The organism is Microbacterium sp. AZCO (assembly GCF_039614715.1).
In the GTDB taxonomy this organism is placed as follows: Bacteria; Actinomycetota; Actinomycetes; order Actinomycetales; family Microbacteriaceae; genus Microbacterium.
Map to the genome: position 1 here is coordinate 3,837,602 of NZ_CP154857.1, position 17,310 is coordinate 3,854,911.

The following is a 17,310-nucleotide window of genomic DNA, read 5'->3' on the forward strand; positions in this document are numbered from 1 at the left end:
GATGCCCCGCAGTGGGAGGCCTGGAATGCGCGTGACACGGATCGGCGGTCCCACCGCCTTCATCGACTGGGCCGGCTGGCGCATCCTCACGGATCCGACCTTCGATCCGCCGGGGCGCACGTACTCCTTCGGGTTCGGCACGAGCTCGCGCAAGGTCACGGGACCCGCCGTCGCGCTCGACGACCTCGCCCCCGTGGACGTCGCCCTCGTGAGCCATCACCAGCACGCCGACAACCTCGACGACGCCGGCCGGGCCGGCCTGGCCGCCGTCGGGACCGTCGTCACGACCGTGGCCGGGTCGAAGGACATCGCGCACCGTGACGTCCGGGGCCTGCGTGCCGGCGAGAGCGTGCGGCTCATCGCCGACGGCAGACCCGACCTCACGATCGCCGCGACGCCCGGCCGGCACGGGTCCGTCCTCACCAGACCCATCGTCGGCCCCGTCGCAGGCTTCGCCCTCACGCTCGACGACGCCGCCCGACCGGGGCTCTGGATGACCGGCGACACCGTGATCAGCCGTCGCCTCCGCCGGCATGTCCGCGACCTCGCGCCCGAGGTGGCGCTCGTCCACATCGGCGCAGTGCGCTTCGGGATCACGGCTCGCCTGCGCTACACGATGGACGCCCGTGAGGCCGTCGAGCTCATCCGACTCGCCCGCCCCGAGGTCGTCGTGCCGATCCACGTCGAGGGGTGGAGTCACTTCTCGCAGCAGGAGGAGGCCGCTCGCCGTGTGCTCAGCAGCGCCCCGGCGGAGGTGGCCGAGCGCGTGCGATGGCTGCCTCTGGGCGAGGCCGTGGAGCTCCCCTGACCGCGGCTCCTCCCCGCGGGTGCTCAGCCGCCCGCCGATAGACTGGGCGGCGACTTCCGAGGAGCCTCCAGCGATGACCGACACCACCGCGCCCGCCGCGCCCGCCGACGACGCCACGAGCGAGGAGGAGATCTTCGAGCAGAAGGCCGTCCGGCTGGCGAAGCGCGAACGGCTCATCGCGGAGCGGGCGGATGCCGCCGGCGGCGCCTACCCCGTCACGGTTCCCCTCACCGACACCATCCCCGCTCTCCGCGAGCGCTACGCCGGTCTGGAGGCCGGCGCCGAGACCGGCGTCACCGCCGCCGTCGCGGGTCGTGTCGTGTTCAGCCGCAACACCGGCAAGCTCTGCTTCGCGACGCTGCAGTCGGGCGACGGCAGCCGCATCCAGGCGATGGTGTCGCTCGCGGCTGTCGGCGACGAGTCGCTGCAGCGGTGGAAGGAGCTCGTCGACCTGGGCGACCACGTCTTCGTGAGCGGCGAGGTCATCTCGAGCCGCCGCGGCGAGCTCTCGATCATGGTCGCGGAATGGACGATCGCCTCCAAGGCGATCCTCCCGCTGCCCAACATGTACTCCGAGCTCAGTGAGGAAAGCCGCGTCCGCAGCCGCTTCCTCGACCTCATCGTGCGCGACCGGGCCCGCGAGACGGTCGTCGCGAGGGCCAAGACCAACGCGAGCCTCCGCCGGACCTTCGCCGACCGCGGCTTCATCGAGGTCGAGACGCCGATGCTGCAGGTGCAGCACGGCGGGGCATCCGCTCGTCCCTTCATCACGAAGTCGAACGCCTTCGACACCGACCTCTACCTGCGCATCGCGCCGGAGCTCTTCCTCAAGCGTGCCGTCGTGGGCGGGCTCGACCGGGTCTTCGAGATCAACCGCAACTTCCGCAACGAGGGCGCCGACTCCACCCACAGCCCCGAGTTCGCGATGCTCGAGGCGTACCAGGCGTACACCGACTACAACGGGATCGCCGATCTCACGCAGGCGCTGATCCAGGATGCCGCGGTCGCCGTCTCGGGATCGACGACCGTGACGTGGGCCGACGGCACCGTCTACGACCTCGGCGGCGACTGGGACCGCATCTCGATGTACGGCTCGCTGTCGGAGGCATCCGGTCGCGAGATCACTCCCGAGACGCCGCTCGACGAGCTGCTCGCCTTCGCCGCGTCCGCGGGCGTCGAGGTGCCGCCGCACGCGACCCACGGCAAGCTCGTCGAGGAGCTGTGGGAGCACTTCATCAAGGGCGGCCTCACCCGCCCCACGTTCGTCATGGACTTCCCGCTCGACACGAGCCCGCTCGTGCGCGAGCACCGCTCGATCCCGGGCGTCGTCGAGAAGTGGGACCTCTACATCCGCGGCTTCGAGCTCGCGACGGGCTACTCGGAGCTCATCGACCCCGTCATCCAGCGCCAGCGGTTCGAGGAGCAGGCGCGGCTCGCTGCGCGGGGCGACCTCGAGGCGATGCGGATCGACGAGGAGTTCCTCCGGGCCATGGAGCACGGGATGCCGCCGATGGGCGGAATGGGGATGGGCATCGACCGCCTGCTCATGGCGCTCACGGGGCTCGGCATCCGCGAGACGATCCTCTTCCCGCTCGTCAAGTAGCCGGCTCGGCACGGCCGTAACCGTCACCGCGGCCGGAAGGCCCAGTCGGGCAGGTGCCCGGCGTGCACGAACGAGCGCACGATCTCGGCCAGGCCGTGCTCGGGTTCGATCTCGCACGCCCGGGATGCGTACTTCTCGGCGTGCGTCGAACGGCCGAGCGCCCAGGCGAGCCAGGCGCAGGTCGCGAGCGGCCCCGGTCGCCATGAGCGCGGGGCTGCGGCGGCGGCGCGCCTGGCGAGCGCCAGCGCCGTCTCGAGGCGCTGCGGGTCGGGGCGGTCGCCCTCGCCCCACATGTGCATCGCGAGGTGCGCCGGATACTCCTCGCCCGCCTCCCACCGCAGCTGCGCGTCGAACGCCTCGTCGCCGGCGTCGAGCCCTCCGCACCACCCGACGAGCGCGATGTCGCGCACCGCCGGCCGTGCAAGACACCACACGAGCACCGCGATGTCGTACGCGTCGAGGTCGTCGGCATCCCAGTCCAGCGCCTCCTCGAACAGCCCCGGCAGGTCGTCGAGGTCGCACACGGCGGTGAGGGCTGCGGGATCGACGCGTCGATCGGGCGCCGCACCGGCGCCGGCATCCGTCCCGCACAGCAGCGCGACCGCTTCCGCGAGGTTCTCCAGTGCGCGCCCGACGGCCTCCTTCTCGACGAGGTCGGACGCCGGCAGCTGGGCGCCCGATTCCTGGTCGCCGTCGGCGATCTCGAGGTGCTCTGCGCCCGGCGGCTCGTCGCCGAGCTCGGCGAGGGGATGCCCGCCCGGCGGCAGGTCGCGGTCGAGGTAGGAGCCCCAGCCATCGGCACCCACGCACAGGGCGTCGCTGAGCCGGATGCCGCACGCATCGGCGCGGCGCCGGAGCGCGGCGGCGAGCGCCTGGTGCGGCATCCCCTTCGCCAAGGATTCGTCGGTGTACGCGACGGATGCCACGGCGTCGGCGCCGGGCAGCCGGCACACCATGCCGAGGAAGGTCGCCGCGACGGAATCGACGGACTCGTCGTCGGGCGGCAGGTCGAGGCGCATCGCCCCGAGGCTCCGCGAGCCCGCGAACGGGATCATGACGAGGCTGCGTCTGGGGTGGAACCCGAGCATGCGGGGGATGAGGGAGAGGAACTGAGCCGCGTCGGCGGCTTTCACGATCGTCGTCATCCCGCGAGCCTCGCGGGGCGGCGCCCGTGAGAACGACGCGACTCCGCGGCGGTGGAAAGCTCCGGCCGAAACACCGCCTGGGGAGGAGCGGATCACGTGGGTCGACGACCCTCGTCTCGCGCAAACGGCGGAGGTACGTATCCTTGAAGGGTGAGCGACTACTGGACTGCTGTGTTCTGGACGCTCCTGCCGACCCTCGTCGTCACGGTGCTGTTCTTCTGGATCCTGCGCAGCATCCTGCGCGCCGACCGCACCGAGCGCCGCGAGTACGCCCGCATCGAGGCCGAGCAGCGCGCGAAGCGGGGTCTGCCGCCGGCCGAGCCTGCGGCATCCCGCGACACCGTCCACTGATCTTCGCCCGACGCGACGGGCCCGTCCCTGTCGTGACCGGGCACTACGCTGGGCTCACCGCTCGGGGCAGGCGGAGTGAGGAGGCGCGGCCGGAGTGCTGACGATCACGTTCGACGCGTCCTGGTGGCTCATCCTGGTCTTCCTGTTCGACCTCACCGTGCGCATCCTCGCGATCATCTTCGTCCCGCGCAATCGACGACCGACGTCGGCGACCGCCTGGCTTCTGGCGATCTACTTCATCCCGCTGATCGGCGTGCTCCTCTTCCTGCTGATCGGCAATCCGCGCCTCCCGCGCAAGCGCCGCCGCAAGCAGGAGCGCATCAACGACTACATCCACGACACCAGCGCGCACCTCGACTTCGGCACGCATCGGCCGAACGCCCCCGACTGGTTCACGTCGATGGTCACGCTCAACCGCAATCTCGGTGCCATGCCGCTCGCCGGCGACAACGGCGCGCACCTCATCTCCGACTACCAGGAGAGCCTCGACGCGATGGCGGATGCCGTCCGCGAAGCGAAGCGGTACGTGCACGTGGAGTTCTACATCCTCCAGTCCGACGAGTCGACCGACAACTTCTTCCGCGCACTCGAGGAGGTTGCGGCTCGGGGCGTGCCGGTGCGCGTGCTGCTCGACCACTGGGCCAACCGCGGCAAGCCGTTCTACCGCAAGACCCTCAAGCGGCTCGACGCCATGGGCGCCCAGTGGCACCTGATGCTTCCCGTGCAGCCGTTCAAGGGCAAGTACCAGCGCCCCGACCTGCGGAACCACCGCAAGCTCACGGTCATCGACGGCACGGTCGCCTTCATGGGCTCGCAGAACATGACCGATTCGACCTACAACCTCCGCAAGAACATCAAGCGCGGGCTGCACTGGGTCGACCTCATGGTGCGCGTGGAGGGGCCGGTCGTGGCATCCATCAACGCCGTCTTCCTCTCCGACTGGTACAGCGAGACCGACGAGGTGCTCACCGACGAGATCGACCTCTTCGCTGTGACCTCCGGTCCCGGCGACCTCGACTGCCAGATCGTGCCGTCGGGCCCCGGGTTCGAGTTCGAGAACAACCTGCGGCTGTTCCTCGGGCTGATGTACTACGCGCAGCGCAAGGTCATCGTCGTGAGCCCGTACTTCGTGCCCGATGAAGCCCTCCTCAACGCCATCACGACGGCGTGCCACCGAGGCCTCCAGGTCGAGCTCTTCGTCTCGGAGGAGGGCGATCAGGCCGTCGTCTACCACGCTCAGCGCAGCTACTACGAAGTGCTGCTCCGTGCCGGCGTGAAGATCTGGATGTATCGCAAGCCCTACATCCTGCACTCGAAGTCGATGACGATCGACGACGAGGTGGCCATCATCGGCTCCAGCAACATGGACATGCGCTCTTTCGGTCTCAACATGGAGATCTCGATGCTCGTGCGGGGCGAGGAGTTCGTCCGCGAGATGCGCGGCGTCGAGCAGCACTACCGCGACCTCAGCCGAGAGCTCACCCTCGAGGAGTGGGAGAAGCAGCCGCTGCGCTCGACCGTGCTCGACAACCTCGCGAGGCTCACCTCCGCTCTGCAGTAGCGGGTTCGTGATCGGCGCGTTATCGATCTTTCCGCGACGATTCAGGATGCCTGCGCCATGATGGTGCTTGCCGGGCGCGCCTCGAGCACAGCGGGCGCGACGCATTCCTCGTCGAAAGGCACCCCTATGGCTCGTTCCGTTCTCGCCGGACTCGGCGCCCTCGCTCTCGCAAGCCTGCTCCTCGCCGGCTGTGCGACGACGACCTCGGGCACGCCTGAGGCATCGCCCACACCGACGACTCAGGAGAGCGCGACACCCGATCCCGACCTGGGCGCCGCATGGCTCGACAACGGCCGGATGATCGGCCTCGTCACGCTCGGCAGCTCGACGTGCGTTCCCGTCGCCGACGAGGCGAAGTACTCCGGCGGCACTCTCAACGTGACGCTGGCCGCGCCGGCTGCGGCGACGCCGTGTACGAGCGACCTCGTCCCCCGCGTCACCCTCGTGCAGGTGCCCGAGGGCGTCGACCCGTCGAAGAATCTCCCGATCGAGGTGACCGGCGACCAGTACCTGGGCCAGGTCGAGCTCCCGGGGGCCTCCGGTCTCACGGCGGGCGGCGAGACCGACTACAACCCGAGTGCCGGCTGGGCGACGGTGCAGGGCCAGTTCGTGATCCTCACGTGGGGTTCGTCCTCGTGCCCGCCCGTCATCCAGGACGTCGCCGCCACGGGGCCGGCCGAGGTCACGGTGACGTACGAGACGCCCGCGGCGAACCAGGTCTGCACGATGGACATGGCTCCCCGCGCCGCCGTCACAGCGGTCAACGACCTCGAGGAGACCACGGGGGTCAGCGCGATCCTCAAGGGCGACCAGTTCGACAACGTCAAAATCCCGATCTACGGCACCAACGCCTGACCGCCTTTCCTTGAGATTCGGGATGCCTCGTCCGAGGCATCCCGAATCCGTCTTTCGGCGGGTGGTTCGGCCCCCGTCCTTCCGGGCCGTGGTGTCGGGCCCGAAGGGCCGTGATTCCGGGCCCTCGGAGGCCGACACGCCCGGGATGGAGCGTCGATTTGCCCGTTCCGTCGGAGCCGCGTAACTTATTACTTGTTCGCCCCACAGGGAAGCGGAGAGGCCGAGAGCCTTACCCCCCTCAAGCGGAGAACCACCCTTCATCCCCGAACTTCCTTGAGGCTCGGATCCGTCAGGATTAGGATGGAGGTTCCCACTCCTCGAAGTCGTCGAAGAGTCCTCCCGGTGACGCTCCACGCGTTCCGAGTGGCCGATTTGACATCGCGAGCGAGAGGGATACACTAGTGAAGTTGCCCGAGCGGGCCGGCCGCAAGCCGAGACGCCGGGCATCGGATCTGGCTTCGTGAGAGCTAGCTCGGCACTCGCCTTCGACTTCGCGTCGAGGTGCGTCGACCGATGCGAACGAAGCATTGATAGTGAAGTTGCCCTGCGGGCGAGGCTGAGAGGCTGAGCGGCAGGTGCATCCGATCCTTGAGAACTCAACAGCGTGCACTTGTCAAATGCCAAATAACCTCGTTCCAGCTTCGGCTGGGTGAGATTCCTTTGGATCAATTATTGGATTTGTCAGCATTGACATCCATTTTGGTCAGTTTCAAACTCGCTGCTTCGGTCTTTTTCCGGCCGTGGTATGCAATTTTTCTTTACGGAGAGTTTGATCCTGGCTCAGGATGAACGCTGGCGGCGTGCTTAACACATGCAAGTCGAACGGTGAAGGGGAGCTTGCTTCCTGGATCAGTGGCGAACGGGTGAGTAACACGTGAGCAATCTGCCCCTGACTCTGGGATAAGCGCTGGAAACGGCGTCTAATACTGGATATGAGCTGCGAAGGCATCTTCAGCAGTTGGAAAGATTTTTCGGTCAGGGATGAGCTCGCGGCCTATCAGCTTGTTGGTGAGGTAATGGCTCACCAAGGCGTCGACGGGTAGCCGGCCTGAGAGGGTGACCGGCCACACTGGGACTGAGACACGGCCCAGACTCCTACGGGAGGCAGCAGTGGGGAATATTGCACAATGGGCGGAAGCCTGATGCAGCAACGCCGCGTGAGGGACGACGGCCTTCGGGTTGTAAACCTCTTTTAGCAGGGAAGAAGCGGAAGTGACGGTACCTGCAGAAAAAGCACCGGCTAACTACGTGCCAGCAGCCGCGGTAATACGTAGGGTGCAAGCGTTATCCGGAATTATTGGGCGTAAAGAGCTCGTAGGCGGTTTGTCGCGTCTGCTGTGAAAACCCGAGGCTCAACCTCGGGCCTGCAGTGGGTACGGGCAGACTAGAGTGCGGTAGGGGAGATTGGAATTCCTGGTGTAGCGGTGGAATGCGCAGATATCAGGAGGAACACCGATGGCGAAGGCAGATCTCTGGGCCGTAACTGACGCTGAGGAGCGAAAGGGTGGGGAGCAAACAGGCTTAGATACCCTGGTAGTCCACCCCGTAAACGTTGGGAACTAGTTGTGGGGTCCATTCCACGGATTCCGTGACGCAGCTAACGCATTAAGTTCCCCGCCTGGGGAGTACGGCCGCAAGGCTAAAACTCAAAGGAATTGACGGGGACCCGCACAAGCGGCGGAGCATGCGGATTAATTCGATGCAACGCGAAGAACCTTACCAAGGCTTGACATATAGAGGAAACGGCTGGAAACAGTCGCCCCGCAAGGTCTCTATACAGGTGGTGCATGGTTGTCGTCAGCTCGTGTCGTGAGATGTTGGGTTAAGTCCCGCAACGAGCGCAACCCTCGTTCTATGTTGCCAGCACGTAATGGTGGGAACTCATGGGATACTGCCGGGGTCAACTCGGAGGAAGGTGGGGATGACGTCAAATCATCATGCCCCTTATGTCTTGGGCTTCACGCATGCTACAATGGCCGGTACAAAGGGCTGCAATACCGTGAGGTGGAGCGAATCCCAAAAAGCCGGTCCCAGTTCGGATTGAGGTCTGCAACTCGACCTCATGAAGTCGGAGTCGCTAGTAATCGCAGATCAGCAACGCTGCGGTGAATACGTTCCCGGGTCTTGTACACACCGCCCGTCAAGTCATGAAAGTCGGTAACACCTGAAGCCGGTGGCCTAACCCTTGTGGAGGGAGCCGTCGAAGGTGGGATCGGTAATTAGGACTAAGTCGTAACAAGGTAGCCGTACCGGAAGGTGCGGCTGGATCACCTCCTTTCTAAGGAGCATCTGGCACTCTCGGGTGTCCAGGCGCCGGATCAGGATCGAATGTGTCCTGCCGGTCAGCTCATGGGTGGAACATTTGACGAGGCTCTCATCGGGGTATCTCGGGTCTAGTACGCAGCTTCGGCTGGTGGAACGGTCTGGGGTGGTCGGGTGGGGGCATGCACGCTGTTGGGTCCTGAGGGACCGGGTGCGTCTGACCTTCGGGTCGGGCGTGGCTGACTCTCAGGGCCTTTTCTGCGCCGGCTTGGTTGCTGGTGGCGGGGAGGGTACCGCCCGTACTTTGAGAACTACACAGTGGACGCGAGCATCTTCGAGCTGATCTTCGGATCGGTTCGGTTAGATGATCTTAAAGATCATTAGTCAATTTCGATTGACGATTCGAACTCATGTGATTTCAAGTCTTTAAGAGCAAACGGTGGATGCCTTGGCATCTGGAGCCGAAGAAGGACGTAGCAATCTGCGATAAGCCTCGGGGAGTGGATAAGCACACTGTGATCCGAGGGTGTCCGAATGGGGAAACCCCGCTGGGCGGCGTGCCGACCCAGTGACTCCCGCCTGAATATATAGGGCGGGTAGAGGGAACGTGGGGAAGTGAAACATCTCAGTACCCACAGGAAGAGAAAGCAACCGCGATTCCGTTAGTAGTGGCGAGCGAAACCGGAACAGGCTAAACCGAGTACGTGTGATATCCGGCAGGAGTTGCGTATTCGGGGTTGTGGGACTTTTCTGGTTGTTCTGCCGAGCAGCCGGCGTTACAAGAAGGTATAGACGAACCGCATTGAAAGGCGGGTCAGAGAGGGTGCCAACCCCGTAGTCGAAATGCCTCTCTTGGCGTGAAGAGTATCCCAAGTAGCACGGGGCCCGAGAAATCCCGTGTGAATCTGTCAGGACCACCTGATAAGCCTAAATACTCCCAGATGACCGATAGCGGACAAGTACCGTGAGGGAAAGGTGAAAAGTACCCCGGGAGGGGAGTGAAATAGTACCTGAAACCGTTTGCTTACAAACCGTTGGAGCCTCCTTAGCAGGGGTGACAGCGTGCCTTTTGAAGAATGAGCCTGCGAGTTAGCGATACGTGGCGAGGTTAACCCGAGTGGGGTAGCCGTAGCGAAAGCGAGTCTGAATAGGGCGATTCAGTCGCGTGTCCTAGACCCGAAGCGAAGTGATCTATCCATGGCCAGGCTGAAGCGACGGTAAGACGTCGTGGAGGGCCGAACCCACTTAGGTTGAAAACTGAGGGGATGAGCTGTGGATAGGGGTGAAAGGCCAATCAAACTTCGTGATAGCTGGTTCTCTCCGAAATGCATTTAGGTGCAGCGTTGCGTGTTTCTTGCCGGAGGTAGAGCTACTGGATGGCCGATGGGCCCCACCAGGTTACTGACGTCAGCCAAACTCCGAATGCCGGTAAGTGAGAGCGCAGCAGTGAGACTGTGGGGGATAAGCTTCATAGTCGAGAGGGAAACAACCCAGACCACCAACTAAGGTCCCTAAGCGCGTGCTAAGTGGGAAAGGATGTGGAGTTGCTCAGACAACCAGGAGGTTGGCTTAGAAGCAGCCACCCTTGAAAGAGTGCGTAATAGCTCACTGGTCAAGTGATTCCGCGCCGACAATGTAACGGGGCTCAAGCACGCCACCGAAGTTGTGGCATTGACATTATTGGTAGGCCTTCGTGGTCCAGCCGTGTTGATGGGTAGGAGAGCGTCGTGTGGCCGGTGAAGCGGCGGGGTGACCCAGCCGTGGAGGCTACACGAGTGAGAATGCAGGCATGAGTAGCGAAAGACGTGTGAGAAACACGTCCTCCGAAAGACCAAGGGTTCCAGGGTCAAGCTAATCTTCCCTGGGTAAGTCGGGACCTAAGGCGAGGCCGACAGGCGTAGTCGATGGACAACGGGTTGATATTCCCGTACCGGCGAAGAACCGCCCCAATCAATCCAGTGGTGCTAAGTGCCCGAATCCTGCGGTATCGATCCCTTCGGGGTGAGAGCTGCAGGGCTAGCGCACGACCCCATGCTGGTGCGGTTAGCGTATTAACAGGTGTGACGCAGGAAGGTAGCCCAACCCGGGCGATGGTTGTCCCGGGGCAAGTGCGTAGGCCGAGCGATAGGCAAATCCGTCGCTCATACAGGCTGAGACACGATGCGGATGAAAAGTGGGTGATCCTATGCTGCCAAGAAAAGCATCGACGCGAGGTTCCAGCCGCCCGTACCCCAAACCGACTCAGGTGGTCAGGTAGAGAATACCAAGGAGATCGAGAGAATCGTGGTTAAGGAACTCGGCAAAATGCCCCCGTAACTTCGGGAGAAGGGGGGCCTTCGGCGTATTAGGACTTGCTCCGAAAGCGTTTGGAGGCCGCAGAGACTAGTGGGTAGCGACTGTTTACTAAAAACACAGGTCCGTGCCAAGTCGCAAGACGATGTATACGGACTGACGCCTGCCCGGTGCTGGAAGGTTAAGAGGACGGGTTAGCCGCAAGGCGAAGCTCAGAATTTAAGCCCCAGTAAACGGCGGTGGTAACTATAACCATCCTAAGGTAGCGAAATTCCTTGTCGGGTAAGTTCCGACCTGCACGAATGGCGTAACGACTTCCCAACTGTCTCAACCGCGAACTCGGCGAAATTGCATTACGAGTAAAGATGCTCGTTACGCGCAGCAGGACGGAAAGACCCCGTGACCTTTACTACAGCTTGGTATTGGTGTTCGGTGTGGCTTGTGTAGGATAGGTGGGAGACTATGAAGCGGTGACGCCAGTTACCGTGGAGTCATTGTTGAAATACCACTCTGGTCACTCTGGATGTCTAACTTAGAACCGTAATCCGGTTCAGGGACAGTGCCTGGTGGGTAGTTTAACTGGGGCGGTTGCCTCCCAAAAAGTAACGGAGGCGCCCAAAGGTTCCCTCAACCTGGTTGGCAATCAGGTGTCGAGTGTAAGTGCACAAGGGAGCTTGACTGTGAGACTGACAGGTCGAGCAGGGACGAAAGTCGGGACTAGTGATCCGGCAGTGGCTTGTGGAAGCGCTGTCGCTCAACGGATAAAAGGTACCTCGGGGATAACAGGCTGATCTTGCCCAAGAGTCCATATCGACGGCATGGTTTGGCACCTCGATGTCGGCTCGTCGCATCCTGGGGCTGGAGTAGGTCCCAAGGGTTGGGCTGTTCGCCCATTAAAGCGGTACGCGAGCTGGGTTTAGAACGTCGTGAGACAGTTCGGTCCCTATCCGCTGCGCGCGTAGGAAGTTTGAGAGGATCTGACCCTAGTACGAGAGGACCGGGTTGGACGAACCTCTGGTGTGTCAGTTGTTCCGCCAGGAGCACCGCTGATTAGCTACGTTCGGGATGGATAACCGCTGAAAGCATCTAAGCGGGAAGCCGGCCTCAAGATGAGACTTCCATACCCTACGGGGTGAGAGGCTCCCAGCCAGACTACTGGGTTGATAGGCCAGATGTGGAAGTGCAGCAATGCATGCAGCTGACTGGTACTAATAAGCCGATGACTTGATAACACTTCCGTTCGAATGAACGATGCTTGCGTCCACTGAGTGGTTCTCGATGTACGGTCGAGAACCGCACCACCAACTTCTTCGTTGATGGTGCTGACTGAAACATCAATAGTGTTTCGGCGGCCATAGCGAGAGGGAAACGCCCGGTCCCATTCCGAACCCGGAAGCTAAGCCTCTCAGCGCCGATGGTACTGCAGGGGCGACCCTGTGGGAGAGTAGGACACCGCCGGACTTCCATTACCGAAATGGCCACCCAACGCAGGGTGGCCATTTCGCGTTAACGCCCCGAAAACCGACTGATAGCCTGAAACGCGTGCCTGAAACAGTGAGCGCACTCGCGCCGGCGAACGATCCCGCGTTCGAGAACGTCTGGGATGAGATCGTCTGGCGTGGACTCGTGCATGTGTCCACCGACCAGGAGGCGCTCGGCGCGCTGCTCGGCGGCGAGCCGATCACCTACTACTGCGGCTTCGATCCGACGGCGCCGAGCCTGCACCTGGGAAACCTGGTGCAGCTCCTCCTGATGCGCCGACTCCAGCTCGCCGGGCACAAGCCGCTCGGTCTCGTGGGTGGATCGACGGGCCTCATCGGCGACCCCCGTCCGAGCGCGGAGCGCACGCTCAACACGAAGGAGACGGTCGCCGAGTGGGTCGGCTACCTCCGCGGTCAGGTGGAGCGATTCCTGAGCTTCGAGGGTGACAACGCCGCTCGGATGGTCAACAACCTCGACTGGACGGCGCCCCTCAGCGCGATCGACTTCCTCCGTGACATCGGCAAGCACTATCGCGTCGGCACGATGCTGAAGAAGGATGCGGTGAGCGCGCGCCTCAACTCCGAGGCCGGCATCAGCTATACCGAGTTCAGCTACCAGATCCTCCAGGGCCTGGACTACCTGGAGCTCTTCCGCGCGTACGACTGCGTGCTGCAGACGGGCGGCTCCGACCAGTGGGGCAATCTCACGAGCGGCGTGGATCTCATCCACTACGTCGAGCACGCGCCCGTCCACGCGATCGGCACCCCGCTCATCACCAACTCCGACGGCACGAAGTTCGGCAAGAGCGAGGGCAACGCCATCTGGCTCGATCCCGAGATGTGCAGCCCGTACCGGATGTACCAGTTCTGGCTCAACACGGACGACTCCGATGTCATCAGCCGGCTCAAGGTATTCACCTTCCTCACCCGCGCCGAGATCGAGGAGTACGAGCGTCTCGTCGAGTCCGAGCCGTTCCGCCGCGCCGCTCAGAAGCGCCTCGCCCTCGAGGTCACGACGTTCGTGCATGGGACGGATGCCGCCTCCGCGGTGATCGCGGCCTCCGAGGCCCTCTTCGGGCAGGGCGACCTGACTAAGCTGGATGCCGCGACGCTGCGCACTGCTCTCGAGGAGCTCCCGCACGCGACGGTCGCGGACGGGAGCCCCGTCGTGCAGGCGCTGGTCGAGACCGGACTGGTCTCGAGCCTCAGCGAGGCGCGGCGGGCCATCGCCCAGGGCGGCGTCTCTCTCGATGGAGTGCGCGTCGAGGATGACTCGGCGGTCGTGACGGGTGGTCTCCCCGGAGGAGTCTCGGTCCTCCGTCGAGGGAAGAAGACGCTCGCCGGCCTCTTCGTCGGCTGACGCACGCGCGCTGCGCTCTGACGACGCATGCCCTTCACCCCGAGTCACGCCGTCGTCGCGCTGCCGTTCGTGAGAACTCCGCTCATGCCGGCCGCGATCGCCGTGGGTGCCATGGCGCCCGACCTGCCGCTCTTCGCGCGCGCCTCCCCGCTCGGGTACGCCCGCACGCATGACTTCGCGTGGCTCCCGGCGACAGTCATACTGGCGCTCGCGCTGCTGCTGGTGTGGCGCTGCGTGCTGCGGCCGGCGGCACGCGAGCTGTCACCGGCGTGGCTCGCGCGGCGGCTTCCCGTCGGCTGGGACCGCCGCGCCGCGGGGGCGCTGCGCGACACGCTCGGCATCCATTCGGTCCGTGCCCCCGGTCGGCGGCAGCAGTGGTCGGTGTCGTGGTCGGCGCTCGTCCTGATGCTGGTGTCGCTCGCCATCGGCGTCGCAAGTCACATCGCGTGGGACCTCTTCACCCACGAGGGGCGCTGGGGCACCAGCATCCTGCCGGTCCTCGACGACCGATGGGGGCCGCTCACCGGCTACAAGTGGCTGCAGCACGGGTCGAGCATCGCCGGCCTCGTGATCATCGCGATCTGGGCCGTTCTGTGGTTGCGTCGCCGGGCGGTTGCAGCATCCCTCCCCCGCCTGTTTCGGGGGTGGGTGCGCTGGGTCTGGTGGCTCTCCCTCCCCACGGCGCTCGTCGTGGCCTGGATGTGGGGGATCGCGGCGTACGGCCCGCTCGACGCGGACTTCACTGTCCAGCACCTCGCGTACCGGGTGCTCCCTCAGGCCTGCGCCGTGTGGGGGATGCTGACCCTCGTCCTTGCCGTGCTCGTGCAGGTGGTCCGCGTGCGGCGCCCTGCCCCGCTGACCGGGGAGATCACGCGGCGCCCTGCCCCGCGCTGACCGGGGAGATCACGCGGGGCGGTGCTCCCGGGCGATCGAGCGGGCGATCGCCTGCGCGTGCAGGCGGATCTGGAACAGCTGGCCCTTGAGGGGGTTCGACAAGCCGATGAAGCGCAGCCGGGGCGCCTGCTCGAGGTCGCGCGGACCGTTCACGAGCGGCCGGCCCTGGAGGTCGAGCACGCCCAGGTGCCCGACGACGGGCAGCAGTCCTGTGGAGTAGCCCGTCGCCGCGATGACGACGTCGGGCTCGAGCCGGGTTCCGTCGCTGAGCACGGCCCTGCCGTCGTCGAACCGATCCATGGCCGCGACGGGAGTCACGCGCCCTGCACGCAGCCACCGAACGAGACCGACGTCGATCGTCGGCGTCACGCCTGTCGCCCGCGCCTGTGCGACGACTCCCGCCGTGGGGGCCGGCATGCCGAACCGAGTCAGGTCGCCGAGCGTCCAGCGCTGGAGCCGTCGATTCACCGGGTCGACGAGCCAGGCCGGCGAGTGCTCCATGCCGGCCGCCATGATCGTGATGGGGATCGGGCCGAGCTGCCGCGGGACGATGTTGGGAGGCGTGCGCATCGAGAGCCAGACGGATGCGGCACCGTGCTCGACGAGATCGGCCGCGATCTCGGCGCCCGTGTTCCCCGCGCCCACGACGAGCACCCGCCGACCGGAATAGAACGCCGGCGCGCGGTAGTCCACGGCGTGGACGATCTCACCCGCGAACGATTCCTCGCCGGGCCACACCGGCCGCGCGGCGGCATTGCTGTAGCCCGTGGCCATGACGACATGCCGCGCCGACCACCGCCGATCTCCCGTGAGTGCGACCCACAGGTCGCCGTCGCGCTCGAGACGATCGACGTGCGTGCCGAACCGGGGAGCGAGGGCGTGCTGCCGCGCGTAGAGCTCGAGATACGCCGCCATATCGTCCTTCGCGATCCAGCGACCGAACTCCCGCGGGATCCTCAGGCCCGGCAGCGCCGACTGCGAGCGGGGCGTGTGCAGGTGGAGGCGTTCGTAGCGGCGGCGCCACGATTCGCCGATCGCCTCGCCCCGGTCGACGATGATCGTCTCGACGCCGCGCTCCTGCAGGCAGGCTGCGACGGCGAGGCCCGCCGGCCCCGCACCGACGACGAGCACGTCCGCGTCCACGGCGCATCACCCCGAGGGTCACGCTAGACCCGGCTTGCGCTTCCGTCCATGGCTGACGAGCTTCCGCCCTCCGACCTCACGAGGCCGACCACTCCGGTGCAGCCCGGCCCCACGGGCGCGGCGAGGCGAAGCGCGTGGGACCGCCGGCGTAGCCCGCCGCCGGCGCCACCGTCGTGATCGTGCGCCCCGCGACGTCGAAGCGCTGCGTGTGCGCCGCGGGATCGACGACGTCCACGGGGGCAGGCTCGCTCGTGCGCGGCATCCCGAGCAGTTCTGTCGCGATGCGACGCAGTGACGTCTCGGCGAGCCAGGACCCGCCCTCGCGAGTGCGCCGCCCGAGGAGCGCCATGACCGCGGCGGCGAGGAGATAGCCCGCGCTGTGGTCGAGCGCCTGCGCGGGCAGCGCGCCGGGCGTCGTGCCGTCGCGGGATTCGATCCAGGAGATGCCGGATGCCGCCTGCACGATGCTGTCGAAGCCTCGGCGGTCGGGCGAGCCCCACGCCGACAGCTGCGCGACGACGATGCCGGGATGCCGCGCGGCGAGGTCGGCGGGCGACAGGCCGAGCCGTGCGAGGCCGTCCGGACGGTACCCGAGCACGATGACGTCCGCGGTCGACGCGAGGCGCTCGAACCGCTCGCGACCCGCGGGATCGGACAGGTCGAGCTGCGCGGATCTCTTGCCGTGTCCCGTGTCGAGGTGCTGCCATTCGATCTCGGGGAGCCGAGGTGAGTCGATCCGCAGCACCTCGGCGCCGAACAGCGCGAGGGTGCGCGTCGCGACGGGGCCCGCGATCACGCGGGTGAGATCGAGCACCCGCACACCGGACAGGGGTGCGTCGGGTATCCGACTCAGTTCGCGTGCCGGGGCGTCCCCGAGGCGGGAGACGGCGACGAGAGGCCGCTGCGCCAGGCCCTCCTCCACATCGGGACGCTCGTGGAAGACGGGAGAGCAGATGCCGCCGCGCGCCACGATCGCCTGCGTCGCGACCCCCGCGGGCATCCCGGCCAGGGCATCGGCCACCTCGGCCTTGCCCGCATCGGAGCCCAGGCCGAGACCGCTGCGCAGCGCGGCGGCGTGATGCGGGTAGTTGCCGTGCGTGCGGACCCAGCCGTCCGAGGTGCGGAAGAAGCCCGACAGCGGCGCGAACGCCATCGGCTGCTCGCCGTCGACACTCCCGTATCGCTCGCTCGAGTACGCGAGGGCGATCCGGTCGGGGTCGAGTGCCACTCGATCGGCGCCCGCGAGTTCCGCCGCTGCGAGGAAGGCGGCCCCGACGGATGCCCAGGCGAGCTCGCCGACGGCGAGGCGCGAAGGAAGAGGAACGGGATGCCGCGCCTCGTCGAGCCTCGCCCGCGCCTCGAGTCCGACCTCTCCCAGGAATCCGCGTGCCGTGACCGTCATGTCGCGACGGTATTGCCTGGCCGGGCCCGATCGCCAGGGCCGGATCCGGACCCGTGGCATGGGCGGCCCGTGCCCGTGATCACCCGACCCCGCCGGACACAAGGGGTCATGGCGCTATGCCCACGGCGAACAGCGGCTTGCGGCATCCGGTCG

General features: G+C 65.6%; 10 protein-coding genes and 3 rRNA genes. 10 read left to right on the top strand and 3 right to left on the bottom strand.

Going from position 1 to position 17,310, the window contains the following annotated elements:
• The first annotated feature begins 25 nt into the window (after window positions 1-25).
• Both AAIB33_RS17530 and lysS read left to right on the top strand, forming a co-directional pair.
• Window positions 26-808, top strand: coding sequence for an MBL fold metallo-hydrolase (locus AAIB33_RS17530; protein WP_345801237.1), 783 nt, complete (start codon window positions 26-28; stop codon window positions 806-808).
• A 73-nt stretch (window positions 809-881) separates the two neighbouring features.
• Entirely contained in the window at window positions 882-2,411 is a 1,530-nt protein-coding gene (gene lysS, locus AAIB33_RS17535; RefSeq protein ID WP_345801238.1) for a lysine--tRNA ligase, read from the top strand.
• Window positions 2,412-2,434: 23 nt separating this feature from the next.
• Here the strand turns inward: lysS and AAIB33_RS17540 are convergent, their stop codons facing one another.
• Window positions 2,435-3,556 carry a DUF4192 family protein gene (locus AAIB33_RS17540; protein ID WP_345801239.1) on the bottom strand — a complete coding sequence of 374 codons (1,122 nt, stop codon included), beginning with the start codon at window positions 3,554-3,556 and terminating at the stop codon, window positions 2,435-2,437.
• Between the two features lie 150 nt (window positions 3,557-3,706).
• Between AAIB33_RS17540 and AAIB33_RS17545 the strand changes: the two genes are divergently transcribed.
• From AAIB33_RS17545 to AAIB33_RS17580, 8 genes are all read left to right on the top strand, one after another.
• Window positions 3,707-3,907 (top strand): hypothetical protein, encoded by a 201-nt coding sequence (locus AAIB33_RS17545; RefSeq protein ID WP_345801240.1) that lies wholly within the window; start codon window positions 3,707-3,709, stop codon window positions 3,905-3,907.
• Between the two features lie 94 nt (window positions 3,908-4,001).
• On the top strand, window positions 4,002-5,468 hold the full coding sequence (gene cls, locus AAIB33_RS17550) for a cardiolipin synthase (RefSeq protein ID WP_345801241.1): 1,467 nt from the start codon (window positions 4,002-4,004) through the stop codon (window positions 5,466-5,468).
• A gap of 126 nt (window positions 5,469-5,594) precedes the next feature.
• On the top strand, window positions 5,595-6,323 hold the full coding sequence (locus tag AAIB33_RS17555) for a hypothetical protein (RefSeq protein WP_345801242.1): 729 nt from the start codon (window positions 5,595-5,597) through the stop codon (window positions 6,321-6,323).
• Between the two features lie 757 nt (window positions 6,324-7,080).
• Window positions 7,081-8,601: ribosomal RNA gene (locus AAIB33_RS17560) — 16S ribosomal RNA — on the top strand.
• A gap of 400 nt (window positions 8,602-9,001) precedes the next feature.
• Window positions 9,002-12,109: ribosomal RNA gene (locus tag AAIB33_RS17565) — 23S ribosomal RNA — on the top strand.
• A 112-nt stretch (window positions 12,110-12,221) separates the two neighbouring features.
• A 5S ribosomal RNA gene (gene rrf / locus AAIB33_RS17570) occupies window positions 12,222-12,338 on the top strand.
• Together the 16S, 23S and 5S rRNA genes form the textbook arrangement of a ribosomal RNA operon.
• Before the next feature lie 81 nt (window positions 12,339-12,419).
• Window positions 12,420-13,718: a tyrosine--tRNA ligase gene (tyrS, locus tag AAIB33_RS17575; protein ID WP_345801243.1), complete on the top strand. Its 1,299-nt coding sequence runs from the start codon at window positions 12,420-12,422 to the stop codon at window positions 13,716-13,718.
• A gap of 27 nt (window positions 13,719-13,745) precedes the next feature.
• Window positions 13,746-14,612, top strand: coding sequence for a DUF4184 family protein (locus tag AAIB33_RS17580; RefSeq protein WP_345801244.1), 867 nt, complete (start codon window positions 13,746-13,748; stop codon window positions 14,610-14,612).
• A 9-nt stretch (window positions 14,613-14,621) separates the two neighbouring features.
• Here AAIB33_RS17580 and AAIB33_RS17585 read toward each other — a convergent pair whose 3' ends face one another.
• Both AAIB33_RS17585 and AAIB33_RS17590 read right to left on the bottom strand, forming a co-directional pair.
• The gene (locus tag AAIB33_RS17585; protein WP_345801245.1) at window positions 14,622-15,755 is read right to left on the bottom strand and encodes an NAD(P)/FAD-dependent oxidoreductase; all 1,134 of its coding nucleotides are present in this window, start codon (window positions 15,753-15,755) and stop codon (window positions 14,622-14,624) included.
• A 76-nt stretch (window positions 15,756-15,831) separates the two neighbouring features.
• A complete protein-coding gene (locus tag AAIB33_RS17590) occupies window positions 15,832-17,157 on the bottom strand; it encodes a CoA transferase (RefSeq protein WP_345801246.1) in 1,326 nt (441 codons plus the stop codon).
• Window positions 17,158-17,310: the final 153 nt, after the last annotated feature.